General features: G+C 58.0%; 27 protein-coding genes. 9 read left to right on the top strand and 18 right to left on the bottom strand.

The features are described from left to right. Positions 1 to 70 precede the first annotated feature (70 nt). The 11 genes from paaE to paaF form a co-directional block, all read right to left on the bottom strand. On the bottom strand, positions 71 to 1,150 hold the full coding sequence (gene paaE, locus B3M52_RS00825) for a 1,2-phenylacetyl-CoA epoxidase subunit PaaE (RefSeq protein WP_286748508.1): 1,080 nt from the start codon (positions 1,148 to 1,150) through the stop codon (positions 71 to 73). Positions 1,151 to 1,163: 13 nt separating this feature from the next. Further along, on the bottom strand, positions 1,164 to 1,733 hold the full coding sequence (gene paaD, locus B3M52_RS00820; protein ID WP_286748507.1) for a 1,2-phenylacetyl-CoA epoxidase subunit PaaD: 570 nt from the start codon (positions 1,731 to 1,733) through the stop codon (positions 1,164 to 1,166). Further along, positions 1,717 to 2,481, bottom strand: coding sequence for a 1,2-phenylacetyl-CoA epoxidase subunit PaaC (paaC, locus tag B3M52_RS00815; RefSeq protein ID WP_286748506.1), 765 nt, complete (start codon positions 2,479 to 2,481; stop codon positions 1,717 to 1,719). Before paaC ends, paaD begins: the two co-directional genes overlap by 17 nt. A gap of 12 nt (positions 2,482 to 2,493) precedes the next feature. Beyond that, positions 2,494 to 2,775 (bottom strand): 1,2-phenylacetyl-CoA epoxidase subunit PaaB, encoded by a 282-nt coding sequence (gene paaB / locus B3M52_RS00810; RefSeq protein ID WP_286748505.1) that lies wholly within the window; start codon positions 2,773 to 2,775, stop codon positions 2,494 to 2,496. 17 nt (positions 2,776 to 2,792) lie between these two features. Next, positions 2,793 to 3,785, bottom strand: a complete 993-nt coding sequence (gene paaA, locus B3M52_RS00805; RefSeq protein ID WP_286748504.1) for a 1,2-phenylacetyl-CoA epoxidase subunit PaaA — start codon at positions 3,783 to 3,785, stop codon at positions 2,793 to 2,795. A gap of 328 nt (positions 3,786 to 4,113) precedes the next feature. Beyond that, on the bottom strand, positions 4,114 to 5,424 hold the full coding sequence (gene paaK / locus B3M52_RS00800) for a phenylacetate--CoA ligase PaaK (protein ID WP_286748503.1): 1,311 nt from the start codon (positions 5,422 to 5,424) through the stop codon (positions 4,114 to 4,116). Positions 5,425 to 5,484: 60 nt separating this feature from the next. After that, positions 5,485 to 6,732 (bottom strand): 3-oxoadipyl-CoA thiolase, encoded by a 1,248-nt coding sequence (pcaF, locus tag B3M52_RS00795; RefSeq protein WP_286748502.1) that lies wholly within the window; start codon positions 6,730 to 6,732, stop codon positions 5,485 to 5,487. Next, a complete protein-coding gene (gene paaI, locus B3M52_RS00790) occupies positions 6,729 to 7,175 on the bottom strand; it encodes a hydroxyphenylacetyl-CoA thioesterase PaaI (RefSeq protein WP_148609304.1) in 447 nt (148 codons plus the stop codon). The genes pcaF and paaI overlap by 4 nt, the downstream gene beginning before the upstream one ends. After that, positions 7,172 to 8,692, bottom strand: coding sequence for a 3-hydroxyacyl-CoA dehydrogenase PaaH (paaH, locus tag B3M52_RS00785; RefSeq protein ID WP_286748501.1), 1,521 nt, complete (start codon positions 8,690 to 8,692; stop codon positions 7,172 to 7,174). Before paaH ends, paaI begins: the two co-directional genes overlap by 4 nt. 3 nt (positions 8,693 to 8,695) lie before the next feature. Continuing rightward, positions 8,696 to 9,487 (bottom strand): 2-(1,2-epoxy-1,2-dihydrophenyl)acetyl-CoA isomerase PaaG, encoded by a 792-nt coding sequence (paaG, locus tag B3M52_RS00780; protein WP_286748500.1) that lies wholly within the window; start codon positions 9,485 to 9,487, stop codon positions 8,696 to 8,698. A gap of 40 nt (positions 9,488 to 9,527) precedes the next feature. Then, positions 9,528 to 10,301: a 2,3-dehydroadipyl-CoA hydratase PaaF gene (gene paaF, locus B3M52_RS00775; RefSeq protein ID WP_286748499.1), complete on the bottom strand. Its 774-nt coding sequence runs from the start codon at positions 10,299 to 10,301 to the stop codon at positions 9,528 to 9,530. A gap of 369 nt (positions 10,302 to 10,670) precedes the next feature. Between paaF and B3M52_RS00770 the strand changes: the two genes are divergently transcribed. Then, positions 10,671 to 11,264 carry a phenylacetic acid degradation protein PaaY gene (locus B3M52_RS00770; RefSeq protein WP_286748497.1) on the top strand — a complete coding sequence of 198 codons (594 nt, stop codon included), beginning with the start codon at positions 10,671 to 10,673 and terminating at the stop codon, positions 11,262 to 11,264. Positions 11,265 to 11,303: 39 nt separating this feature from the next. Here the strand turns inward: B3M52_RS00770 and B3M52_RS00765 are convergent, their stop codons facing one another. From B3M52_RS00765 to B3M52_RS00755, 3 genes are all read right to left on the bottom strand, one after another. Continuing rightward, positions 11,304 to 12,203, bottom strand: coding sequence for a haloalkane dehalogenase (locus B3M52_RS00765; protein WP_286748496.1), 900 nt, complete (start codon positions 12,201 to 12,203; stop codon positions 11,304 to 11,306). A 122-nt stretch (positions 12,204 to 12,325) separates the two neighbouring features. Further along, on the bottom strand, positions 12,326 to 12,574 hold the full coding sequence (locus tag B3M52_RS00760) for a hypothetical protein (RefSeq protein WP_286748495.1): 249 nt from the start codon (positions 12,572 to 12,574) through the stop codon (positions 12,326 to 12,328). 137 nt (positions 12,575 to 12,711) lie between these two features. Further along, positions 12,712 to 13,056, bottom strand: coding sequence for a hypothetical protein (locus B3M52_RS00755; RefSeq protein WP_286748494.1), 345 nt, complete (start codon positions 13,054 to 13,056; stop codon positions 12,712 to 12,714). A gap of 150 nt (positions 13,057 to 13,206) precedes the next feature. Here B3M52_RS00755 and B3M52_RS00750 point away from each other — a divergent pair, with 150 nt between their 5' ends. Continuing rightward, positions 13,207 to 14,322 carry an AI-2E family transporter gene (locus tag B3M52_RS00750; protein ID WP_286748493.1) on the top strand — a complete coding sequence of 372 codons (1,116 nt, stop codon included), beginning with the start codon at positions 13,207 to 13,209 and terminating at the stop codon, positions 14,320 to 14,322. A gap of 82 nt (positions 14,323 to 14,404) precedes the next feature. After that, on the top strand, positions 14,405 to 14,827 hold the full coding sequence (locus tag B3M52_RS00745; RefSeq protein WP_286748492.1) for a peptidoglycan-binding domain-containing protein: 423 nt from the start codon (positions 14,405 to 14,407) through the stop codon (positions 14,825 to 14,827). A 70-nt stretch (positions 14,828 to 14,897) separates the two neighbouring features. Here the strand turns inward: B3M52_RS00745 and ilvD are convergent, their stop codons facing one another. Then, positions 14,898 to 16,733, bottom strand: coding sequence for a dihydroxy-acid dehydratase (gene ilvD, locus B3M52_RS00740; RefSeq protein ID WP_286748491.1), 1,836 nt, complete (start codon positions 16,731 to 16,733; stop codon positions 14,898 to 14,900). Between the two features lie 146 nt (positions 16,734 to 16,879). Between ilvD and B3M52_RS00735 the strand changes: the two genes are divergently transcribed. Both B3M52_RS00735 and B3M52_RS00730 read left to right on the top strand, forming a co-directional pair. Then, positions 16,880 to 18,136 carry an HDOD domain-containing protein gene (locus B3M52_RS00735; RefSeq protein WP_286748490.1) on the top strand — a complete coding sequence of 419 codons (1,257 nt, stop codon included), beginning with the start codon at positions 16,880 to 16,882 and terminating at the stop codon, positions 18,134 to 18,136. Positions 18,137 to 18,192: 56 nt separating this feature from the next. Continuing rightward, on the top strand, positions 18,193 to 18,771 hold the full coding sequence (locus B3M52_RS00730) for an LON peptidase substrate-binding domain-containing protein (protein ID WP_286748489.1): 579 nt from the start codon (positions 18,193 to 18,195) through the stop codon (positions 18,769 to 18,771). 10 nt (positions 18,772 to 18,781) lie between these two features. On the opposite strand, the gene B3M52_RS00725 is transcribed toward B3M52_RS00730, so the two are convergent. Genes B3M52_RS00725 through B3M52_RS00715 form a run of 3 tightly spaced genes read right to left on the bottom strand, consistent with a single transcriptional unit; the run spans position 18,782 to position 22,238 of the window. After that, a complete protein-coding gene (locus B3M52_RS00725) occupies positions 18,782 to 20,236 on the bottom strand; it encodes a bifunctional DedA family/phosphatase PAP2 family protein (protein WP_286748488.1) in 1,455 nt (484 codons plus the stop codon). Then, on the bottom strand, positions 20,233 to 21,231 hold the full coding sequence (locus tag B3M52_RS00720) for a GGDEF domain-containing protein (RefSeq protein ID WP_286748487.1): 999 nt from the start codon (positions 21,229 to 21,231) through the stop codon (positions 20,233 to 20,235). The genes B3M52_RS00725 and B3M52_RS00720 overlap by 4 nt, the downstream gene beginning before the upstream one ends. Next, positions 21,228 to 22,238 carry a GGDEF domain-containing protein gene (locus tag B3M52_RS00715; protein WP_286748486.1) on the bottom strand — a complete coding sequence of 337 codons (1,011 nt, stop codon included), beginning with the start codon at positions 22,236 to 22,238 and terminating at the stop codon, positions 21,228 to 21,230. Before B3M52_RS00715 ends, B3M52_RS00720 begins: the two co-directional genes overlap by 4 nt. Before the next feature lie 179 nt (positions 22,239 to 22,417). On the opposite strand from B3M52_RS00715, the gene B3M52_RS00710 reads away from it, so the two are divergent. The 4 genes from B3M52_RS00710 to rlmH all read left to right on the top strand — a co-directional run bounded on the left by B3M52_RS00710 (position 22,418) and on the right by rlmH (position 25,225). Further along, a complete protein-coding gene (locus B3M52_RS00710) occupies positions 22,418 to 23,674 on the top strand; it encodes a glutamate-5-semialdehyde dehydrogenase (RefSeq protein WP_286748485.1) in 1,257 nt (418 codons plus the stop codon). 6 nt (positions 23,675 to 23,680) lie between these two features. Beyond that, positions 23,681 to 24,313: a nicotinate-nucleotide adenylyltransferase gene (nadD, locus tag B3M52_RS00705; protein WP_286748484.1), complete on the top strand. Its 633-nt coding sequence runs from the start codon at positions 23,681 to 23,683 to the stop codon at positions 24,311 to 24,313. Between the two features lie 88 nt (positions 24,314 to 24,401). Next, positions 24,402 to 24,752, top strand: a complete 351-nt coding sequence (gene rsfS, locus B3M52_RS00700; protein WP_036203834.1) for a ribosome silencing factor — start codon at positions 24,402 to 24,404, stop codon at positions 24,750 to 24,752. A 2-nt stretch (positions 24,753 to 24,754) separates the two neighbouring features. Beyond that, the gene (gene rlmH, locus B3M52_RS00695) at positions 24,755 to 25,225 is read left to right on the top strand and encodes a 23S rRNA (pseudouridine(1915)-N(3))-methyltransferase RlmH (RefSeq protein WP_075194938.1); all 471 of its coding nucleotides are present in this window, start codon (positions 24,755 to 24,757) and stop codon (positions 25,223 to 25,225) included. Positions 25,226 to 25,229 lie beyond the last annotated feature (4 nt).

The raw sequence follows: 25,229 nt of genomic DNA, 5'->3' as shown, positions 1-25,229 counted from the left end.
TCTGAAACGCGAAGGCAAGCCCCGTTGTCACGGGACTTGCCTTGCTCTTTTCTTGATGTTGGTGTGGAAACTACATCTCGTCGTAGTCCAGAACCACCTTGTCGCTGATCGGGTAGCACTGACAGGAAAGCACGTAACCGGCTTCCACCTCGTAGTCTTCCAGGGCAAAGTTCTGATCCATCTCCACTTCGCCTTCCACCACCTTGGCTCGGCAGGTCGAGCAGACACCGGCCTTGCACGAGTAGGGCAGATCAGCGCCTTCCTCATTCCCGGCATCCAGGATGCTCTTGGTGTCGCGTACCAGCGGGAAGGTCAGGGAGCGGCCATCGGCAATGACGGTCACTTCACTGATGGACTGAGGATCGACGTGGGCCGGATCCCGGTCTTTCCGGGCCTGAGGTACGCCGCCAGCCGGGGTAAACAGCTCGAAATGGATCTTGCTTTTTTCCATGCCGTGGTTCAGCAACGAGTCCCGCACGGTCTCGGTCATCATCTGCGGGCCGCAGATAAACGCAGCTGTCAGTTCCTTGGCATTGATCCAGTGATCGAACAGCTTGTCGCACTTTTCGTGATCAATACGGCCGTTGTAAAGGTCAATGTCCTGTTCCTCACGGGTGAAGATGTAGACGAGGTTCAGGCGGGACATGTACTCGTTCTTCAGGTCCTGCAGCTCGTCACGGAACATGGTGCTGCTGGTGGCCTTGTTGCCGTAGAACAGGGTGACCTCACTCTTGGGCTCAGTCTCCAGAGTGGTCTTCACGATCGAGAGGATCGGGGTGATACCACTGCCGGCGGCAACGGCCAGGTAATTACCTTCCCGCTCTGGGTCCAGATCGATGGAGAAATGGCCCTGTGGGGGCATGACTTCCAGGGTCTGGCCTGGTTTGAGCATCTCGTTGGCATAGGTAGAGAAACGACCGCCGGGAACCTGTTTGACGGCAATGCGCAGCTCCTGATCGTTGACGCTACGGCAGATCGAGTAGGACCGGCGAACTTCATCGCCATCCAGCTTGGTCCGCACGATCAGGTGCTGGCCCTGCTGGTAATGGAACTTGTCTGCCAGGTCTTCTGGCACGTCAAAAGCTAGTGATACGGCGTTTCTTGTTTCAGGTCTGACCTCTTTGAGGGTCAGTGAGTAAAATTTGTTCATGATCGTATCGGCTCTAGATGCATTTGAAATAGTCGAAGGGCTCGAGGCATTCCTTGCAACGATAAAGGGCTTTGCAGGCAGTAGACCCGAACTCGCTCACCCGCTCGGTGTCCTGGCTGCAGCAATGAGGGCAGGTAAGGACTTCCGATTCCCCGAGCAGGCTCATCTTGCTGGAGCTGCCTACGGGTGGCGCGATTCCGAATGCCCGAAGCTTCTCTTTGCCTTCGTCTGTGATCCAGTCGGTGGTCCAGGCAGGGGTCAGCACCTGATTGATTTTCGGATCCCGGAAGCCCGCAGCACGCAGGGCTTCGGCTATCAGCTCCTCAATCAGTTCGGTGGCCGGGCACCCGGAGTAGGTCGGAGTCACATCAACGGACAGCGCTTTGCCGTCCCAGTGAACCGCCCGGACAATGCCGAGCTCCACGACGCTTACTGCCGGCACTTCAGGGTCTTTGACCTCTTCAAGCAGTGCCCAGATGTCGTCCTCTGTCAGCAGATCGGGGCGGGCGTTTGCCGGCACCCGATCACTGGCAATCAGAATGTCGACAGCTGACCGGCTGTCTGTATCACCATGTTGTGGCATCGGGATAGGCCCTCTGCAGGAACTGCATTTCTGCCAGGATGAAACCGAGGTGTTCGGTGTGCTCGCCGTGCTTGCCACCCATGTACATCCAGGCGTCTTCCGCGCCAGGAGTCAGGGTCGCCTGGGTGAGCACCTCGTTAACCATGCCGCGCCAGTCTTTGGCCAGCTGGTCAGGATCCGGGCCAATGCCCGCCTCGGCCATCACACGATCGGTGTCGTCCGGAGTGATCAGTTCACCGGTAAAGCGCCACAGGATATCGACAGCATCCTGCATCCGGCTGTGGCTTTCTTCAGTGCCATCGCCCAGACGCTTCACCCACTCCGAGGAACGACGCAAGTGATAGGTCGCCTCTTTCAGAGCCTTCGCGGCAATGCCGGCAACGCGCTTGTCGCTGGATTCGGTCAGGCTCTTGAGCGTGAAGTAGTGCCACACGTCAAAGAAGAACTGACGCCCCATGGTGACCGCGTAATCCTCATTGGGCTGCTCGGTCATCAGCAGGTTGCGATACTCATGCGCATCGCGGCGAAATGCCAGCTTGTCGGCATCCCGGCCATCATCGATCAGCTCGGCTGCATACTCGTACCAGTTGCGGGCCTGGCCGACGAGGTCGAGAGCAACGTTCATCAGTGCCATCTCTTCCTCAAGCGCCGGGGCCTTGCCACACAATTCACAAAGGCGTTGGCCCAGGATCATGTCGGAGTCTGCCAGGCGCAGCAGGTATTCCTGTAGTGCTTCTGCTTGTGTCATGGGTACCGCTCCTTACATGTGTCCGACTTCATCGGGCAGCTTGTAGAAAGAAGCATGCCGGTAAATCTTGTCTTCCGACGGGTCAAAAAGCACTTCTTTCTCGTCGGAGGCGGAGGCCGTGATGGTGTCGGACGGAACTACCCAGATGCTCACGCCTTCGTTACGGCGGGTGTAAAGATCACGGGCATTTTCCATGGCCATCTCGGCGTCAGAGGCATGCACGCTGCCCACGTGTTTGTGGTTCAGGCCGTGCTTGGACCGTACAAAGACTTCGTAAAGGCGCCATTCAGACATGTTGTATTCCTCCGGTATCAGGCGGCTTGTGCGCGCTGTTTTTGTTTTTCGGCGTAGGCGACAGCCGCATCACGGACCCAGGCGCCTTCGTCAATTGCGTTCTTGCGAGTTTTGATGCGCTCGCGGTTACACGGACCATTGCCCTTGAGAACGTCGTAGAATTCCTGCCAGTTGATTTCACCGAAATCGTAGTGGCCGGTTTCTTCGTTGTACTTCAGGTCCGGATCCGGCGCAGTGCAACCCAGGAACTCGAGCTGGGGCACGGTCTGGTCGATGAACATCTGACGCAGTTCGTCGTTGCTCTTACGCTTGATCTTCCAGGCCATGGACTGCTGGGAGTTCGGGGACTCGTCATCGTGCGGGCCGAACATCATCAGGGCCGGCCACCACAGGCGGTTGATAGCGTCCTGCACCATGGCTTTCTGTTCCTCGGTGCCTTCACGCATCATGTCCAGCAGGATCTGGTAACCCTGACGCTGGTGGAAGCTCTCTTCCTTACAGATGCGGATCATGGCGCGGGAGTAGGGGCCATAAGAGGTACGCTGCAGCACCACCTGGTTAACGATGGCAGCGCCATCCACCAGCCAGCCAACGGCACCCATATCCGCCCAGTTCAGGGTCGGGTAGTTGAAGATGCTGGAGTACTTGGCCTTGCCCTGGTGCAGCTTTTCGATCTCTTCATCACGGTCAGCGCCCAGGGTTTCCATGGCGCTGTACAGGTACAGGCCGTGGCCCGCTTCGTCCTGAATCTTCGCCATCAGCTGGAGCTTGCGTTTGAGGGTCGGCGCACGGGTTACCCAGTTGCCTTCCGGCAGCATGCCGACCACTTCGGAGTGGGCGTGCTGGGAAATTTGGCGAACCAGGGTCTTCCGGTAGCCTTCCGGCATCCAGTTTTTGGGTTCGATCTTGGTTTCGGCGTCGACCTTTTCCTGAAACTCGCGCTCTTCAGGCGACATTTCATCTTTGGTCTTGAGGCGCTTGGCGCCGGTTTCAACGAGCTGGGCGTACATAAACAAATACCTCCGGATCGGGCTTGTTGTTCTGTTGTCCGTGAACAGAGACCCCTCAGTAAGGACCGAGGGCCATTAACTCCATAATATATGATACTGAATAAATATCAAGAACTGTCTTTGTGTGTCATGTTATATCTAAAAGATTCCTTAAAGGATCTTATAGTGCTGATTTTCATAACAAAAAACATGATACGTTTGGAAATGCTATTGAGATCAGCAGAAGGAAAGTGAAATTAAATCGGCGATTCTTTGGTGCGGCAGGGGGGGTAGGGGGTGAGAGCCAGCCGCAATGCCTGCGGTCTGGCTCTCTGCCTGGCATGCGGACTTACTTGTTCCGGCGGTCGAACACACGCTTGGCTTTGCCTTCCGAGCGCGCCAGACGGTTGGTTTCCACCACCTCGACACGGGTGCTGATGCCAATGTAGGACTTGATGTGGTGAGTCAGTTCCTTGGCCGCGGCGGCACGACTCTCAGCGGTGTCGGTTGCGCCGGGTTTCAGCTCGGCGCGGATGTCCACGCAGTCCAGGTTGCCTTCCTTGTAAACCTCGATCTCATAGTGCGGCGCCAGGGCTTCGCACTTGAGTACCTGCTCCTCGATCTGGCTCGGGAACACGTTCACACCACGGATAATCAGCATGTCGTCGCTGCGACCGGTGATCTTGTCGATCCGGCGCATCGGGCGAGCGGTGCCTGGCAGCAGACGGGTGAGATCCCGGGTGCGGTAGCGCAGGATTGGCAGAGCCACCTTGGTCAGGGAGGTGAACACCAGTTCGCCGTATTCGCCATCGGGCAGTACTTCCCCGGTTTCCGGATTGATGATTTCCGGGTAGAAATGATCTTCCCAGATGGTGGGGCCATCCTTCGTTTCAATGCATTCCATACCCACACCGGGGCCCATGACTTCCGAAAGGCCATAAATATCCAAGGCCTCGATACCGAGACGCTCCTCGATCTCGGTGCGCATGGCGTTGGTCCAGGGTTCCGCCCCGAAGATGCCCAGGCGCAGGGGCAGTTTGTGGGGATCAATGCCCTGACGCTCCAATTCGTCGGCGATGTTCAGCATGTAGGACGGTGTGACCATGATGATGTCCGGCTCGAAGTCCTTGATCAGCTGGACCTGCTTCTCGGTTTGGCCGCCGGACATGGGGATAACGGTACACCCCAGGCGCTCGGCACCATAGTGGGCGCCAAGGCCACCGGTAAACAGGCCGTAGCCGTAGGCCACATGGACCTTGTCGCCACGTGAGCCGCCACCGGCCCGGATGGAGCGGGCGACAATGTCGGCCCAGGTGTGGATGTCGCTCTGGGTGTAGCCCACGACGGTGGGTTTGCCGGTGGTACCACTGGACGCATGAACCCGGACCACGTCGGACATGGGAGTGGCAAACATGCCAAACGGGTAGTTGTCGCGGAGGTCTGCCTTGGTGGTAAACGGAACCTTGGCCAGATCATCCAGGGAATTGATGTCCATTGGCTTCAGGCCAATATCATCGAACGCTTTGCGATAGAAAGGCACGTTGGTATAGGCATGGACAACACTCCAGCGCAGGCGCTGCAGCTGTTCGTGACGCAGCTCATCGATGCTGGCGGTTTCCATGCGGTCAAGTTTGCCAAGTTTTTGCAGTGGTAAGGTCATGGTTCTGTCCTGCTTTGTTCTTGTCGAGTAATGGTCTTTGTTCTGTTCCGGTCGGTGGCCTCAGGCCACCGAATCCGTCCGTTCAATAATCAGCGCGATCCCCTGGCCAACGCCGATGCACATGGTGCACAGGGCATACTGGGCCTTTTGGCCCGCGGCATGGCGGCGTTCCAGTTCGTTCAGGGCAGTGGTCACCAGCCGGGCACCGCTCATACCCAGAGGGTGGCCCAGGGCGATGGCGCCGCCGTTCGGGTTTACGTGCTCGGCATCATCCGGCAGGCCAAGATCCCGGGTTACGGCCAGGGCCTGGGCAGCAAACGCCTCGTTAAGCTCGATAACATCCATATCGGCCAGCTCCAGACCGGCAGTGGCCAGAACCTTTCGGGTCGCCGGTGCCGGACCAAAGCCCATGATCCGTGGCTCCACACCGGCGGTTGACATGGCAACAATCCGGGCACGGGGCTTGAGGTTGTACTGTTTGAGGGCGTCGGCGCCGGCCAGCAGCAGGGCACAGGCACCGTCATTGACACCGGACGCATTGCCCGCAGTGACCGTACCGCCTTCACGGAACGGGGTCGGCAGCGAGGCCAGCTTTTCAAGGCTGGTTTCTCGGGGGTGCTCATCGGTATCCACCACCAGCGGGTCCTGCTTGCGACGGGGAATGGTCACCGGTGTGATTTCAGCGGCCAGGCGGCCTTCTTTCTGCGCTGCCGCGGTGCGTTGCTGACTGCGCAGGGCAAATGCGTCCTGGTCTTCCCGGGAGACGTTGAAGTCGGCTGCCACGTTCTCGGCCGTTTCGGGCATGGAATCGATGCCGTACTGCTTTTTCAGTACCGGGTTTACAAAGCGCCAGCCGATGGTGGTGTCAAAAATCTCCGCCTTGCGGCTGAATGCAGACTCGGCCTTGCCCATAACGAAGGGGGCCCGTGACATGGATTCGACGCCGCCGGCAATCATCAGCTGGGTCTCACCAGTTCGAATTGCCCGGGCTGCGCTGCCAATCGCATCCATACCGGAACCGCACAGGCGGTTGATGGTGCTGCCCGGGACGTCTACCGGCAGGCCTGCCAGCAGCAGGGACATGCGGGCAACGTCGCGATTGTCTTCACCGGCCTGATTGGCGCAGCCGTAGAGCACGTCGTCAACTTTCGACCAGTCCAGATCCGGATGGCGTTCGGTCAGCGCCTTGATGGGAATGGCGCCCAGGTCATCTGCACGCACGGCGGAAAGGGCGCCGCCGTAACGACCGATGGGGGTGCGGATGGCATCGACGATGTAAGCGTCTTTAAGGGTGTTGTCGGTGCTCATGCAGTTTCCTCCGAATTGCGTACGGTGCCACGAACCTCGTAGGAACGGCCCCGGAACAGGGCAACCTTGCGGCCATCCTGATTGGTTAATGTGATGTCGTAGACGCCGGTGCGGCCGCCGCGGGCCTGCTCTTCGGCGGTGGCAGTCAGCTGGTCGCCTTCTTTGGCGCCGTACATGTAATCAATGCTGCAACCGGAGGCAACGGTGGCCCGGTCATAGCTGTTACAGGCAAAGGCAAAGGCCGAATCGGCCAGGGTGAACAGGTAGCCGCCGTGGCAGGAGCCGTGGCCCTGGATCATGTCGCCGGTTACGGTCATGGTGATGACCGCCTTGCCCGGGGCGACAGATTCAATGTTCATGCCCAGCTTCTGGCTGGCGCGGTCCCGCGCGAACATGGCCTTGGCGCATTCTTCGGCGAGGACTTGCGGATCCATCTCGCTCATGAATAAAACCCCTTCTGTGCAAATGCGTTCTTCCGGAGCAGCAGGGCAGGGCGATAGCGGTCTTCTGCGTAGCTGTTCTGGATGTTGGTGAGCACGTTGAACACGTGGCCAGCACCAAGGCGGTCGCTCCAGCTCAGTGGGCCGTCGGGATAGTTCAGGCCTGCTTTCATGGCCAGGTCGATATCCGCGATTGTCGCCACACCATGCAGGGCGGCATCGGCGGCTTCGTTGGCCAGCATGGCAACGGTGCGCATGATCACCAGGCCAGGGCGATCAGCGATCAGGCTGACGGCAATACCCGCTTTCTGCAGTAAAGCACAGGCGCAGGAAACTGCCGCCTCGGAAGCCTGGTCGGCTGGCGCCAGGGCAAGCCTGGAGGCTTTGCTGTAGTCGAAGGCCAGATCAAACAGCACCAGATTGGCAACACCATCGCTGGCAGCGCGCTCCGTAGCCATTCGGCCGTCGGTGAGTGCCAGTACCGCATCACCAAAACGGATCTGCCCCGGGCCGTCGCGCTCGACAACCGTCAGGCCGGCAGCTTTGAGGCGTTCCAGCAGCGGAGCGGCCGCACCAGGATTGCCTTCGGCAATAACCACGGACTCATCCGATTGCTGAGCCGGCTGTGTCTGAGGCTGGGGCTTTTCAGCGTTCTCGCTATAGGGGTAAAAACCCTGGCCGCTCTTGCGACCCAGACGGCCGGCTTCCACGAGCTCTTTCTGGATCAGCGACGGCAGAAAGCGCGGGTCCTGGTAATAGGAATTGAAGACCGAGTTGGTCACGGCGTAGTTGACGTCGTGGCCGATCAGGTCGGTCAGCTCGAAGGCACCCATCCGGAACTGGCCGGCTTCGCGGATAATGGCATCCAGCGTGGCTGCGTCGGTGGCCTGTTCCTGCAGCAGGCGCAGGCTCTCCGCGTAAAACGGACGGGCCACCCGGTTGACGATAAAGCCGGGAGTCGATGTCGCGTAGACCGGTTTCTTGCCCCAGGCGGTTGCCGTGGCATGAACGGTATCGGCGACGGCCTGGCTGGTCGCCAGCCCCATGACAACTTCTACCAGGGCCATGAGGGGCGCCGGGTTGAAGAAGTGCATGCCTACCAGGCGCTCGGGCTTGTTCATTTCAGCGCCGAGGGCAGTCACAGAGATGGAGGAGGTATTGGTGGCGAGGATCGCATCCCCGGCACACAGGTTCTCGAGGTTCGCCAGCAGCTGACGTTTGATCTGTAGATCCTCGATGATGGCCTCGATCACCAGCCCGGCATCGGCGACATCATCCAGGTTCGCGACCGGGTGAATTCGGCCAATAACCGCGTCCAGCTCTTGCTGCTGCATCTTGCCCTTGTCGACACGGCGCTGAAGCTGTTTGGCAATACCGTCACGGCCGGCTTCCGCCGCGCCCTCTCTCTGGTCGTGCAGGTAAACCTGGTGGCCAGCCTGTGCGGCCACCTGGGCAATGCCAGAGCCCATGGCTCCGGCGCCGACGACGGCAACTTTGGTTTGGGTGTCCAGTGCCGGCATGGCTTATTTCCCCTTGAAGTTTGGCGTACGTTTTTCCATGAAGGCGCCAACGCCTTCACGATAGTCCTCGGTCTGCCCGGCCATGCGCTGAAGATCGCGCTCCAGATTGATCTGCTCTTCAAAGGTGTTGCTGGCGCTGGCGTGTAGTGCCCGCTTGATCAGTGCAAGGCCCTTGGTGGGTTGGGTCGCGAAATGACGGGCAAGTTTCATGGTTTCTTCCATGAGCTGCTCGTTATCAACACAGCGCCAGATCATGCCCCAGTTTTCGGCCTGCTCGGCGCTGATTTTGTCACCCAGCAAGGCCAAACCTTTGGCGCGTGCCATGCCTGCTACCCGTGGCAAGGTCCAGGTGCCGCCGGAGTCAGGGATCAGTCCCAGCTTGCAGAATGCCTGGACAAAGTTGGCAGAACGGGCCACTAGAGTAATATCACAGGCAAGAGCAATATTGGCACCGGCTCCGGCAGCAACGCCGTTAACTGCGCACAGAACCGGCATTGGTAAATCACGCAGGCTTCGCAACATTGGGTTGTAGTAGTTCTCAAGGGAAGCGCCCAGGTCAGGCACTTCCTGGTCCGGGGATACGCTGCGGTCAGAGAGATCCTGTCCCGCACAAAAGCCCCGACCAGAGCCGGTAATGACCAGTACGCGGACCGATTCATCCTTGCGAACGATGCTGATGGCGTCGCGCATGCGTTCGTGCATTTCGACATTGAAGCTGTTCAGGCTGTCAGGACGGTTCAGTGTAAGCAGTGCCACACCCTGATCGATGTTGAGAAGAATGCTGGGCTGAGTCATGGCGTTATCCTATATAGTGATGGGTGACTTCAGGCGGGGATTATTGGCCCTTGAAATGAGGTCTGCGCTTCTCTCGAAACGCATCAAGGCCTTCCTGTCGGTCGGCCGTCCCAGCAAGCACCGTGAAAGCATGTCGCTCAAAGCGCAGGCCCTCAGCAAGATTCATATCGTTGGCTTTGCGCACTGATTCCTTGGTGAGGCGGACGGCAATGGGTGCTTTCCGGGCAATGGTGCGCCCAATCTGGATGGCCTTTTCAATCGTCAACTCGGGCTGGCAGATCTCGCTGACGAGACCTGCCTGAAGGGCGCGCCTGGCATCAATTGGCTCGCCTGTAAGCGCCATGTGCATGGCCAGGGATTCGCCGACCTTCCGCGCCAGCCGTTGGGTACCGCCGGCACCGGGCATGATGCCGAGATTGATCTCTGGCTGACCAAAGCGAGCGTTTTCCCCGGCAATCAGAATGTCCGCATGCATCGCCAGCTCACAGCCACCGCCAAGGGCAAAGCCGTTTACCGCTGCAATGATGGGTTTGGTGAAGCGGGCAATCCGCTCCCAGTGAACGACACGTGGATCCTCAAGAATACCGACGAGATCGCGGGCGGCCATCTCGCTGATATCAGCTCCTGCCGCAAATGCCTTTCTGCTTCCGGTGATTACTACGGCGTGGACCTCGGGGTCGGCTTCCGCATCATCCAAAGCTTCGGACAGGTTCCTCAGTACCTCGGTATTCAGGGCATTCAGCGATTCGGGGCGGTTCAGGGTAAGGAGTTGAACGCCTTGTTCAGGCCCTTCAACGAGCAGGTAGTTTGGCATAAGCAATCCGATATGGCTTTGTTCTTGTCAAAACGAGATCTGCTGGCCAGCATCCGAATAGCTATTGAAAGTCACGCTCCGGTTGCGCTCAGCCCGATTTCCGAATCAGTATATCTATTAATTGATACTGGTCAAGGTTTGGTGTTCCAAGATTTTGTATCACGTTTGAAATTTTTGGCGTTGTTTCCATAAGCCAATAAAAATTAACAAAATTTACTTTTTAAAGGCAGTGTTTGGTGAATTTCTATGAGTGATTTGTCGAGAATTTTCCTGTATTTTTGAGAAATAATATCCAAAAATCGATAACATGGTTCGTAAAGTGAATCAGGAATTTACTTCAAATTTCGGGCTTCAATGGAGGAGCGAGGCATGCCAACCTACAGTATCGAAGGCGTTCAGCCTGTTGTTCATCCGTCCGCATACGTTCACCCAACGGCGATTCTGATTGGGGACGTGTGGATTGGTCCCGGCTGCTACGTGGGGCCGGCCGCCTCTCTGCGTGGTGATTTTGGCCGAGTTGTACTCAAAGAAGGTTCGAATATTCAGGATAATTGCGTGATGCACGCGTTTCCTGGCACGGATACGGTGATTGAGAAAGATGGCCATGTGGGGCATGGCGCAATTCTCCACGGTTGCGTTGTTGGGCAGGACGCGATGGTCGGTATGAATGCCGTGGTAATGGATGAAGCGGTAATCGCTCCCCGATCTATCGTTGGTGCCTGTGCTTTGGTTAAGGCTGGCTTTCAATGTGAGCCTGCGTCTTTGATCGTGGGTGCACCGGCGAGAGTAGTGCGGACGTTAAGTGATAGTGAGGTAGCTTGGAAAGCAAAGGGGACTGAAGAGTACAAGAGGCTGACTCTGCGCTGCCATGCAAGCCTGGAAGAGTGTCGGCCACTTGCTGAGGCGGACAGTGACCGCCCAAGAGTTGATGCTGGGAGCTACCAACCCAAGCATCAAGCTTGATTGAGGCTAGCTGCGCATTGTCTATTGTCGATGGCGGCCTCAGGCCGCCATTTCAGATTTACAGGCGTCGATAATGATGCGGGCGAAGTCGTCCGGAGAGTCTTCCTGCAGGAAATGGCCGCCTCGCAGGGTAATGTGGGGCTGGCCGTGGGCGCCGGGAATACGACGCTGCATGTAGCGGTCCCCGCCCCGCGTAATGGGGTCACCACTGCTGAAGCAGGTGATGAATGGCTTGTGCCATCTCTCCAGCACCTGCCAGGCAGCCTTGTTGGCGCCGCTCGCAGGATCATCAGAGGACACCGGCACCAGCTTTGGAAAAGCGCGGGCTCCGGCCTTGAATTCAGCCGAGGGGAACGGCGCCTCATAGGCGGCGATTTCGGACTTGCTCAGGGCTCTTTCTGTTCCCAGTTGGACGATTCTGCCTACCGGAAACCAGGGGCTGTGGGTGGCAAAGGTTTTCCACAGCGTAAACACGGCGGGAACCGGCGTGTCCCCGGTTGGTAGCATACCGTTGCCGACAATGATCCGGCGAAACAGTTGTGGGTGCTCAGCCGCCAATCGCAGTCCCAGCAGCGAGCCCCAGTTCTGACAAACCAGTGTGATGTTTCTGAGGTCCAGTGCCTTGAGCCATTCCGAGAGCCAAGCCATGTGGCGTTCGTAACTGTAGTCGTCCACATCGGCCGGTTTGTCGGATTTTCCGAATCCTACCAGATCCGGTGCCAGCACCCGATGCCCCGCTTCTGCAACCAGTGGGATCATGTGCCGATACAGGTACGACCAGGAAGGTTCACCATGCAGCATGAGCACGGGCGAGGCGTCCTTCGGGCCCTCGTCCACATAGTGCATTCTCAGGCCTGGCTCTACGTCCAGATAATGAGGGGGAAAAGGGTAATCCGGAAGACCTGTGAAGCGGGCTTCATCGGTTCTCAGAATACGCATGCCATCGACTGTCCTGACTGAGTGGTTGCGTGGCTGGTGTTATCGCAGCCTTCAGAAATCAGGATAAATCAGATGGAAAATTTGTGTGTTTGGTTTACGTAACAGTGCGTTGACTGTTTGAATCAGGATGCCTTGCTGAAGAGCTCGTCCGGATCGTCAAGCCGCGCCAGCGCTGCGTCACAGCAGTTCAGGGCGCCGCAGTCGTCTGCTGAGCACAGGGCAAGTGTCTGGCAGTGCCCACTGTTGGACCGCCGTTCTTCGTTGCGGAAAATACGGCTACGGGACAGAGTCGAGCGGCAATGCCCGCACAGCAAGGTGGGGACAGCACTGCTTTCCGAAGCGATGGCGTTGTAATGTTCTGATTGTTGCATAAAGGAACCTCCAATATTCCCAACGTAAGGGCGAACTGTGACAATTCAAAGTCAGTTCCGCGAGAAATAGGGCAAGAACTACGAAAGAGTGCCCGAAAGGGCTCATTTGTCAGGACGACTTCATTATCAGGACGGCTTCAATGATCCGGGTCGGCAATCGGGCGACGATTCGAGCGTTTGTCTTCCCAGTCCAGGGATTTCGGGTCGTACCATCCGATTCTGTCGAGGACCTTTTCCCGTGTGGCAGGCGATAGCGTTGGCCACAGTTCCTGAAAGTCTTCCAGGCCCTGCTCCCGTTGGCGTGCCTGTTTGCTCTGCAGGCGCCGTAGGATCTGCGGCAACTGCAGGGCTTCGCCTAGCTGGCCCGGTATCAGCACTTCCTGGCCCATCACTTTGCGGCGGTGCGTTCTGGCTGCCAGCACACGATTGAGAGCAGCGACCGCATCCAGCGCCGTTTCAATATCAAACTCTTCGTTATCCAACGTCGCGACCTGTTTAACGAATGACCAATAACCGTCCACTATAACCTGAAAGCCGCTAGACTGGCCACGATGGCGTGGTAGTCTAGGCCCATTCAGATCCGCAGCCCATCCACCGTGAGACGACTGCACACAGGTTCAGGGAATTGCACTATGTACGGAAAACTAGAGACACGGACCTTTCTGGCCATGCTGGTTGGGGTTTCCCTGGCGTTCATTCTTCTGATGAAGCCTTTTTTTGGCCCTATTTTCTGGGCTGTGGCCATCGCGCTGATTTTTCATCCGGTTCGTGAGTACCTGGCGCGGCGGTTAGGTGACCGTCCCAATACCATTGCCCTGCTAACGCTACTGATCTGCATGGTGATCGTGGTTATACCTGTGTTGGCGCTGGTGACGTCGCTGGTGGCAGAGGGATTGTCCCTGTATCAGCGAATCCAGGAGGGGCAACTACGCCCCGGCGACTACATTGACCGGGTTATCCAGTCGTTTCCAGCTATTGAGTCGTTTTTCGCCCAGTTCGGTATGGACTTTGCCGAGGTGAGAGACCGCGTGGTCAGTGTTTTCGTGGGGGGCAGTCAGTTCCTGGCGAAACAGGCGCTCGGTTTTGGCCAGAACACCTTCCAGTTCTTTCTGGGACTGGCGCTGATGATCTACCTGGCGTTTTTCCTACTCCGTGATGGCAGCAAACTGGTTGACCTGCTGATTCGGGCGTTGCCCCTTGGAGATGAGCGCGAGCGTCTGTTGTTTGCCAAGTTTGCAGAGGTGACGCGGGCCACGGTCAAAGGTAACTTGTTGATCGCCGTTATCCAGGGCGCGCTCGGGGGTGGTATTTTCTGGCTTCTGGGGATTCAGGGTGCGCTTCTCTGGGGTGTGGTGATGGCGATTGTGTCCCTGCTTCCCGCCGTTGGTGCGGCTCTGGTCTGGGTGCCTGCGGCTCTTTATCTTGCCGCGACAGGAGAAATGGTCTCCGCGATTGTGCTGACGGCTTTCGGAGTGATCGTGATTGGGCTTGCGGACAATCTGCTCCGGCCAGTTTTCGTTGGCCGGGATACCAAACTGCCGGACTACATTGTTTTGCTCTCTACCTTGGGTGGGATAGTGATGTTCGGTATTAATGGATTTGTGATGGGCCCATTGGTCGCGGCGCTGTTTATGGCGTTCTGGGGTATTTTCATACGTGAGTTCGGGGAGTCGGCCGAGGCCCTGTCAGGGAGTGTGCCTGTCTCCGCTACAGAATCACAACAATCGGATCGGTCCGGCAGTGCTTAAAATATGGTAGCCTTTGGCCGTAATGTCCATCCTGTAGGGACTGGCGACACAATAAAAAAACGACAGGTAACTGGAGTAGATCATGGCTAGGCAGATATTCACTCACGTTCGTATGTTGGCTGCTATCCTTGCGGGGGCAGTGGCCCTGGCAGCGGCGCCCGCTGCGTCAGCAAACGATACCGTGGCGCTTAAAAATGCCCTTTATGCGGCGGGTTATGACATTAACAATGTCAGTCCGCAAATGGATGACACCACGCGCTCGGCGTTGACCGCATTTCAAAAGGATCAGGATTTGAACGCCTCTGGTGTACTGGATGACGCCACAAAGAAAGCGCTGGGTGTGGTTCACGTTCAGGTTGCGGCGGCGAGTTCGTCCAACACCGGGGCGTCACAGAATGCAGGTACTTCCAGTGCAGCCGCAGAGACGGAAAGAGAACAGCCGGCAGAGCAGGCGGAAGAAGGTGATATCGAGGAAGACGATGACGGTGGGTGGTCCTTCTTCTAGATTTAACAACCTCGTTTTTCCCATTCTGAAGTCGGGCCCGGCGTAGTCTCTCCGCCGGGCCCGCGTGCTTTCAACCTAATTTTTCCAGATTTCTGACCGCGCCTTTGTCGGCGCTGGTTGCCAGCAACGCATAAGCCTTCAGCGCGGCCGAGACTTTACGCGGTCGCGACAACTCGGGCTTCCAGCCTTTCTTATCCCGCTCCTCACGTCGCCGATCGAGTTCGTTCTGGTCTATCTCCATATTGATGGACCGGTTGGGAATGTCGATACGGATCAGGTCACCGTTCTCAATTAACCCAATGGCGCCACCCGCCGCCGCCTCGGGTGAGGCATGGCCAATGGAAAGACCCGAGGTGCCGCCGGAGAAGCGGCCGTCAGTCAGTAGGGCACACTCTTTACCCAGCCCCTTCGATTTCAGGTAACTGGTGGGATACAGCATTTCCTGCATGCCGGGGCCGCCCTGGGGGCCTTCGTAGCGGATAATGACCACCTCGCCAGGCTGGACCTCATCATTGAGGATACCTTCGACCGCGGTGTCCTGGCTTTCGAATACTCGTGCATTGCCTTCAAATACGTAGATGCTTTCGTCTACGCCGGCCGTCTTGACCACGCAGCCGTCCAGAGCAATATTGCCGAAGAGAACGGCCAGGCCGCCTTCAGAGGAGTAAGCGTTTTCAACGGAACGAATACAGCCTGTCTCACGGTCGCCATCAAGGGAGGGCCAGCGTGTGCTCTGGCTAAAGGCCGTCTGGGTAGGAATGCCGGCAGGGCCAGCCCTGTAGAATTCGACCACTTCGGGCGTGGGCTCCTGCATGATGTCCCAGGTTTTCAGGGCCTCACGCATGGTTTTGCTGTGCACGGTGGGCAGGTCGGTGTTGATCAATCCGCCCCGTTCCAGCTCGCCGAGGATGCCCATGATGCCGCCTGCGCGGTGAACGTCCTCCATATGATACTTGGGGGAGTTCGGTGCTACCTTGCAAAGCTGGGGTACCCGGCGGGACAACTGGTCAATCTCATTGAGAGTAAACGGCACGCCGCCTTCCTGGGCCGCTGCCAGCAAATGCAGGATGGTGTTGGTGGAGCCGCCCATGGCGATGTCCATCACCATGGCGTTCTCGAACGCTTCCATCGAGGCAATGCTCAGAGGCAGCACACTGGCGTCGTCATTTTCGTAATAGCGGCGGGCATTCTCCACAATCTGTCGTCCTGCTTTCAGGAACAGGGCTTCGCGGTCCGAGTGGGTAGCGAGCATTGAGCCGTTCCCGGGCAAAGCCAGGCCAATGGCTTCGGTGAGGCAATTCATGGAATTGGCTGTGAACATGCCGGAACAGGAGCCGCAGGTGGGGCAGGCACTGCGTTCGTACTCTGCGACCGTTTCGTCATCAGCGTTCGGGTCGGCGGCGATGACCATGGCATCCACCAGGTCGAGCTTGTGCTCCGAGAGTTTGGTCTTGCCGGCTTCCATGGGGCCACCGGACACGAAAATCGTGGGGATGTTCAGGCGCATGGCGGCCATCAACATGCCCGGGGTGATCTTGTCGCAATTGGAGATGCAGACCAGGGCATCTGCGCAGTGGGCGTTGACCATGTATTCCACGGAATCAGCTATGATTTCTCTGGAGGGAAGGGAATACAGCATCCCATCGTGTCCCATGGCAATGCCGTCGTCCACGGCAATGGTGTTGAATTCCTTGGCGACACCTCCAGCATCTTCGATTTCCCGGCATACCAGTTGCCCCAGGTCCTTGAGATGTACATGGCCGGGCACGAACTGTGTAAAAGAGTTGGCGACGGCGATGATGGGTTTGCCGAAATCTTCGGTCTTCATGCCGGTGGCGCGCCAAAGAGCACGTGCGCCAGCCATATTACGACCTGCGGTGGATGTCCGCGAACGATACTGGGGCATGGTTGTCTGGTCTCTCTTTCTGTAGCTTGGTCAATAGGGGGAGCGCAAGAGGATACCAGATTACCCCTTGATCGGATGGTTGTTTTGACGAGACGCGCTTACAATGTGTAACAAAGTCGATGAATGATTTATCAAGGAGTAGCCCTATGGCTGGCCAGGAAAGCCTGCCTCTGCGTCGTCTCAAGCAGTTTCAGCCGCTGAATCGGCTAACTGATGACCAGCTGGTTTTGCTCGCAAGTCGGGCTGAAAGAAGAACCCATGGTCCGGGCCAGCGAGTGGTGGAGCGTGGCGTGCGGGATGGTCTGGACATATTCCTGATCCACGGCAGCGTAGAACTGGAGTCCATTGACGGCCGCAAGTCCACCATCGAGGCCGATACCGAAAAGGCGATTAACCCCATTGCCCGGCTGCAGCCCCGGATGTACAACGTGACCGCCATCAAGGCGAGCGAATTTCTGGTTATTCAGCAGGACATCCTCAACCAGCTATTGCGGGCCGCACCGGTGCCACAGGTGGAAATGGATTCCGGTGACGGGGTTGGCGACGAAAGCAGCGAAGAACACCATCTGCTGATGGAATTTTATGCCGAGCTACGCTCCAATCAAGTGACCCTGCCAAGCGTGCCGGATGTGGCCTGGAAAGTGCGCAGAACCGTGGACCGAGAAGACTCCACGGCGGATCAGGTTGCCAGTGCCATCTCGGCGGACCCGTCGATGGCCGCCAAACTGGTTCGGGCCTGCAATAGTCCCCTGTACCGTGGATTCAGCGATGTTCGCAATGTCCGCGAGGCCGTTATCCGGTTGGGTATGCGCACCACGCGCCAGTTGGTTACGGTATTTTCGATGCGTGAGGTGTTCAAAACCAGGCAGGCTTCGCTGCAAAAGGAAATGGACAAACTCTGGCGCCATTCCCGTGAGATGGCGGCGCTGTGCTGGGTGCTCGCGGATAGCGCTACCTCCATTAATCCGGAGGAGGCGTTGCTCGCAGGGCTGTTGCACGATATCGGAGTGGTGCCGGTGCTGGTGCAGGCGGAGCATCACGTAAATCTGTTTGCCGATCAGGCCAACCTTGAGCATGCCATCGGTGAGCTCAGGGCCGATGTGGGAACCGCTATCCTGGAAAGCTGGTCGTTCCCTACGGGCTTTCTGGAGGCGACAAGGCATGCGGAAGACTGGGGGTATGAGTGCCGGGAAGCCTCGCCCCAGTTGGTGGATATTGTGATAGTTGCCCAGTTGCATGCGATGATTGGATCCAGTCAGAACAGTACCCTGCCACCGTTTGACGAGGTGCCTTCCTATCGCCGTCTTGGTGAGCTTGAGCTGAATGCGTCCCGAAGCCTGCAATTGCTGACGGAAGCCCGTGCAAGGGTGGACGAAGTCCATCGCCTGCTTTCAATTCATTGAGGATATGACACGGTGGTCATTCCTCCAGAGCGTGTTTGCTGGTGACAGTACTAACAATGAATGTACCACTTTTCCCGCTGAACTCTGTTGTGCTGCCCGGGGGGCGGATTCCCCTGCAGCTATTCGAACCCAGATACATCGATATGCTCACCCGTTGCCTCAAGGAAGATCGGGGATTTGTGGTCGTCCTGCTCCGGGACGGTCTGGAAACCGGTAGATCAGCGGCCTTTTACGATATTGGTACCTATGTCCGCATCATTGATTTCCAGCAGATGGATAATGGTTTGCTGGGTATTACGGTTGAAGGTAAGGACAAAGTAACGGTGGTGCGATCCTGGCAACAGCCAGATGGATTGAATGTCGGGGACGTGGAGTGCTTGCTGGCGGAGGAGGAGCAGCTGATTCCTGAACGTTTCGCGGAGCTCCCCTCTGTGTTGAAGGCGCTGTTCCGCCATCCGGTCGTCCGCGAACTGGACATGGACGTAGATTACGACGACGCCAGGGACGTGGGCTGGCGGTTGACCGAGCTACTGCCGCTGGATAAGCAGGAAAAGCAGCGGCTGGTGGAACTCCAGGCGCCTTTGGAGCGCCTGGAGCGTCTGCTGGGGTTGCTGGAAGCATTGGAAGAAAGCTGAAAAACGATTGCTACGGAGCGGTGACACTGTAGAGCAGAACCGCGTTTGACCATTGTGTCGTTACATACCAGGCCACGAAGGCGAGCCATCCCCACCCCGCAATCAATAGCGTTCCATCCCTTGCCAGTGGGACGTTGTCGTAGCGGCTATAGCTGGCCCTTACGAACCCGCAGATGGAGAGTCCTAGAAATACCCCCGCCACCACATCGGTAAACCAGTGAACGCCCAGGTAAAGCCGGCTTAGCGCACCAAGGACAATGGGGATGCTGAAAAGCAGATAGTAGCGCCAGCGCCTGATGTGCCGGATTTCCCTGGCTATAAAGCTTGCCGCCAGGGTAGAGAGAACGGTGACGCCGGTTGCGTGGCCACTGGGGAAAGCACCCGAATCTGGAGGCCCGAGGACAACATCTGGCCTTGGTATGGCGGTCAGGGATTTGAAGCCCCAGACCAGCACAGTCGTTAGCAGTGCTGCCCCTGCTACATGGATCGCGGCGGCATAGTAACCGCGAAAGAAAAGGGCCAGTGCGCTCAACGTAGCGGCTGCCAGAAGGACCGGTGGGTCCCCCAGAAGTGTCAGCAGGATCATTACCGGATCCAGCAAAGGGGTCCGCAACTGAGAAAACCACCGTAGGGTCAGGTCATCAAACGGCGCCAGCAGTTGGGTGGCGGTGGCCAATTGGCCCCATATCATAAACAGGGCGCCAGCTCCCAGTGCCAGCGACAAGGACGGTAGTGGAAACTCGCCAGCCTGCGCGGGTCGCTGGCTGGTATACAGGCGCCAAAAGCGGTGGGTCGAATCGTAGCGAGCCGTGAGGCGCGCCAGCCACAGGTAGAGCTGGCTGCCGTGTCCCAGGCCTAATTGGAAGCGGAAAAGCAAGAGGTAAATCACCAGCAGTATTCCGGCACTGACTGCGATCACGGGGTAAAAGTGAGCGGGTGGTTCGAATTCGCTGGCCAGTGCGCTACCAACCAGGTACCCCGGCAATACATAGACTGGCGCCCAGGCCACAGCCGATGACAGGTTGAAGGCCAGGAACCGTCGCCAGGGCATCAGGAACGCGCCGGCGATTAGCGGAATGATTGGTCGTATCGGGCCCACAAAACGTCCGACAACGACGCTCTTGCCGCCGTGGCGATGGAAAAAAGCCTCGCCTTTGCCGATAAAGCCCGGGAAACGATTCAGTGGCCAAAGTGCGTCCAGGCGCCCCTGGAACAGTCTGCCGAGGGCGAAGCTGATGCCGTCGCCGGCAACGGCTCCGGCCCCCGCCCAAAGCAGGACCTCGGCAACCGGTACGGCAACCTGGCCCGCCAGCACCGCCACGGCGAACAGAATAGCGACGCCGGGAATCAGGATGCCTGCCAGGGCAAGGGACTCAACGAATGCGGTGAGAAATAACGCCGCTGACAGCCAGCCAGGGTTGGTTGCCAGCCAGTCGGTCAGTGACTGCAGCCACTCCGGCATCATGATGGCCGAACGTCTCCCAGGCTGTACCAGACCGAATCGGCACCGCGTTTACGGGCTTCCTCCAATGCTTGCCTTACCCGCTTTCGCAGGTCCGCCGTGCGGATGTCAGTGCTGGCGCGGGTGGTGCAGCCAAGGCTGACAGTCACTTTTCCGGCCGGAGGCCAATTTTGTTCCGCGATGGTCCGTCGAATCCGTTCGGCTATGACGCGTACGCCTTCCTCCGGGGTGAAGGGCAGGATCAGGAAAAACTCTCCGTCTTCAAGCGTGTAAAGGGTATCGCCTGCGCGGATAACATCAAACAGGTGCTGGGTGAGATCCCGGAGCAGCCGTTGCATGCCGGCGTGGCCATGCAGGTCTTCGGCTTCTTCGGCGTAATCAATGGCCAGGGAAATCACCGACAGGGAATGCGACATGGCAATGGCCCGAGAGATTTCCTTTTGCAGGGTTTCGTCCAGGAAACGCGCATTGTGGGCGCCGGTCACCGGGTCGGTTATGGCCAGATCTTCCGCCGATTGCGCCATGTGGTCGTAGTGCCAGATATAAAGTGCGGCCACCGCGACCAACGCAAATACCCCCGAACTGATGGTTATGGCATACATCGGGGGCGATGACAGGAGTAGAAAGAGTGCCAGGGCGACCAGCAACAACAGGGAAAGGATCAGCCCCTGCCGCAGCGGAAGGATCAGTAGATTCAGCACAACCAGGGGCATGACCCAATGACTGATTCCGGGCGGGTCAAGGGCAAACATGGCCGCCACTAACCCACAGTTCAGAGCTACCAGGATGATGAGATGTCCAGGTGCCGATAACTGGCGGCGGCGGCATAGGAAAGTATAGCCAGCGCCCGCGACCGTCAGCAAAGCCATTCCGGCAGCCAGGAAGAACAAATCATAAAATCCGTAACGAAGGTTCTGGAACGCCAGGCTTGCAATAAAAAGACTGGCGAACGCATAGCCGGCTAGATGCGTAAAACTTCTCAGGCGGGTTTCGGTCATAGTACCGGCCCTTCTGTTCTGGGTGGAGGCGATGTGTGTGTCCAGGTACTGTAGGACTGGGCACGGTCGCCCCCTTGTTGCTGGGCGCGCCGCAAGGCATTGGCAGCAGATTGCTGCAAGCTGTCCGCGTCATCGCCGATATTCAGGCCGGCGATTCCCGCACTGACCGTCAGATGTAATTGGTGGGAGGCAAGCAGGGTGCGTAGTCCCTTGCGGATCGTTTCCCCCAGTGATGCTGCCTCTGCTGTGGGGATGCCTGGCAGTATGATCAGGAACTGAAGGTCTGCGACCCGGTAGTAGGTGTCGAAATCCCGCAGTTGGGAGTGCAGGTAGCGGCCGATTCGTGGCAGTATGGAACGTATATCCGCATCCGGGTCGCTGTCGCTCAGGTGTGTATCCAGGCCGATCATGATCACCGACATATCAGTGCCTTCCCGCTCACTGCGCTGGATTTCCTTGTGTAGATCAGCCGTCAGGTATTCGCGGCTGGCAGCCTGGGTAAGCTCGTCGGTCCGACGCAGGGGCGCAAGTTGTCGCGATTTGTACTCCCGCAGGAAAACCAGCAGGCCGGAAAGCATAACGGTCAGCAGCAGTGCGCTAAGCATCTGGTGGCGTTCTGGCAAGCCGGCGGACCAATGGGTGGCAGACATCGCAAGAACGGCGCAGAGAGCGGTAACGGCCGCTGCCCAGGTGACGGGTAGCAGAGCAAAGCCGACCAGTGGTGCCACGTAAAGCCAATGGGTCAGGCTCCAGGGCCCTGTCCAGAGACTGGTGGCCAGGAGCGACAGCAGTGCAACAAACAATAGGCGGTGGATCGCCGGCCACGGTTGCCGAGAGCGTCCGGGGTGAAAGGTATTGCCGCTGAAGACCAGCGCCGCAGCGACAATGGCGGTGATGACTGTCAGCGTTTCTCGTTGAATTACTGCAAACGCGGCAATGGCGATCAGGATCAGGAATCCAGTTCTCGACAGGCGGCTTAACAGGAATTTTTCGGCCATCTGAGCCATGGTATCCGTCCTCTCCCGGGCGTCCGTGTTTTAAAGCATACAGCAGGTTCTGTTCAATGACCCGCGGAATAAAGTGTGTCAGGCCGGTATAATAATCGCTTGGGATGCGTACTTGAAACGGGAAAGGTAAAGTTAGGCCCTGATTCGTACTATCGATTTTAAACGTGAAAGGTATTTGGATGGATATTGCAGCTTATATGGCGGAGGTTGGGCAGCAGGCACGGCAGGCCGCAAGGGCGGTGGCCCGTTCCACAACGGCTGTTCGCAACCAGGCGTTGCTGGCAACAGCTGAGGCTCTGGATGCTGCGCGCGATGAGCTTGCCGCAGCCAATACCAGGGACCTGGAGGGTGGCCGTGCCAACGGTCTGGAAGCAGCGATGCTGGACCGGCTGGAGCTGACCCCGGCGCGCATCGATGCAATGATTGAAGGGCTGCGCCAGGTGGCCTCGTTGCCGGATCCGATTGGCGAAATTACCGATATGACGTATCGACCCTCCGGAATACAGGTTGGTCGCATGCGTGTGCCGTTGGGTGTTATCGGTATTATCTACGAATCCCGGCCCAACGTAACCGTAGAGGCTGCCAGTCTGTGCCTGAAGTCCGGAAACGCCACCATATTGCGCGGGGGGTCCGAGGCCATTCATTCCAATCAGGCCATCGCAGCCTGCCTGGCAAAGGGGTTAAAGGAATCAGGTCTGCCAGAAAGTGCCGTACAGGTTGTGAAAACCACCGACAGGGCCGCTGTCGGCGAACTGATCACCATGCCCCGGTTTGTGGATGTGATTGTCCCAAGGGGTGGTAAAGGTCTGATCGAGCGCATCAGCCGTGATGCGCGCGTACCTGTGATCAAGCACCTCGATGGTATCTGTCACGTGTATATCGACAGCCATGCTGATCCCGAAAAAGCCCTAAGCATAGCGGTGAACTCCAAGACCCAGCGGTACGGCACCTGCAATACCATGGAGACACTGCTGGTGGACCAGGAAATCGCGGCTGATATTCTGCCGTTGCTGGCGGACGCCTTCCGGGAAAAAGGTGTGGAGCTCAGAGGCTGCCCGCAGACAATGGACATTCTCCCTGATGTTGTTCGTGCCACCGAGGACGACTGGGGCACGGAATACCTGGCCCCGGTGCTTGCAGTAAAGGTGATCGATGGGCTTGATGGCGCGATTGAACACATCAATCGTTATAGTTCTCAGCATACAGACAGCATTGTCACGGAAAACTATACCCGGGCCCGCCGATTCCTGACGGAAGTGGATTCCAGCTCCGTCATGGTCAATGCGTCGACCCGTTTTGCGGACGGTTTCGAGTATGGCCTCGGTGCGGAAATTGGCATCTCCACAGACAAGATTCACGCCCGTGGGCCGGTTGGCCTTGAAGGTCTGACATCACAGAAATACGTGGTGTTTGGCGACGGCCACATCCGGACCTGATTGCGCATGCATGTGATCTATGGTGGCACCTTCGACCCGATACATCACGGCCACCTGCGGCTTGCAGTCGAGCTAAGGGAGCGGTTGGGGGTGGCGAAAGTGGCTTTGATGCCCTGTCACGTGCCTCCTCACCGTGATGTGCCGGGTGCTACGAGCGCACAGCGTCTGGCCTTGCTGGAACTGGCCATTGCTGGCGAGCCCGGGCTGACTCTGGATGACCGCGAGTTGGGGCGGGAAGGCGCGTCCTACACCGCGGAGACGTTGACGCAACTGAGGGCGGAGATCGGCCCCGACGAGCCGCTCGCCATGGTCCTGGGTACGGATTCCTTCGCCGGTTTCGACCGTTGGCAGGAGTGGGAGCGGATTCCCGAACTGGCACACATTGTCGTCGTGCAACGGCCGGGACCAGGTCTGGCACCGGACGGTGTGCCGGCGCAATTATTGAGCCAGCGGTCAGTCGAGCGGGTAGAGGCCTTGTTTCGCGCGCCTTGTGGCCATATTTTGCAACTCGACCCACCGTTGCTTGATATCTCTGCGACCGGTATTCGCGATCGGATTCTTTCCGGCCATTCCCCCCGTTACCTGCTGCCCGACCGAGTGTGGCGGGAAATTCAAAGCCAGAGACTATACGGCGCATGACCGGACGGGAACTTTTAGTGCTACAATCCCGTCTGAATATGACTTTTCGGGTGGCTGCCTTCGCCGCTGCCCGTCCAACAGGGTGATTATGCAGGCAGAGCAACTGAAAGAACTGGTCGTGGGTGCGCTTGAGGACGTCAAAGCGCAGGACGTAAGCATCATTGATGTCAGGGGGAGAACCAGCGTAACGGACTACATGGTCCTTGCGTGTGGTACCTCCAATCGGCATGTGAAATCCCTGGCGGATTCGGTGTTGTCCGAAGCGAAGGAGCAGGGGGTTCGTGCCAGCAATGTGGAAGGCGCCAATGCGAGTGACTGGATTCTGGTTGATCTCGGCGACGTGGTGGTTCACGTCATGATGCCGGCAACCCGAGAGTTCTATGACCTCGAACGCCTCTGGCGTGATGCTCCCGATCTGGGTGTTGCGGGTAGCGAATAATCATGCGGTTACGCCTGGTCTGTGTAGGGCAGAAAATGCCCGAGTGGGTCAGCCAGGGGTATAATGAGTATGCCCGCCGGATGCCGCCGGAGTTGTCTCTTGATCTGGTGGAAATCCCCCTGGCCCATCGTGGCAAGAACCCGGATATCCCCAGGCTGATGCAGCGAGAGGGGGACGCAATCCTCTCGGCGCTGGGCCCTCGTGACCGGGTGATTGCCCTGGAAGTTGGCGGCCGCAACTGGTCCACTGAAAAACTGGCCGGCCAGCTTGAGAACTGGCAGTTGGACGGTCGCGACGTCAGCTTTCTTGTCGGCGGGCCGGATGGTCTCGCCGACATCTGCCGGGACAGGGCTGATCAGCTGTGGTCGCTGTCTGCCTTGACCCTGCCGCATCCATTGGTGCGGATCCTTCTAGCCGAGCAGCTCTACCGCGCCTGGTCCGTCACTCGCAACCATCCTTATCACCGGGCCTAGGAAG

It is taken from the genome of Marinobacter sp. UBA2688 (assembly GCF_002352785.1).
Lineage (GTDB): Bacteria > Pseudomonadota > Gammaproteobacteria > Pseudomonadales > Oleiphilaceae > Marinobacter > Marinobacter salarius.
This window is presented reverse-complemented; position numbering and strand designations above follow the sequence as displayed.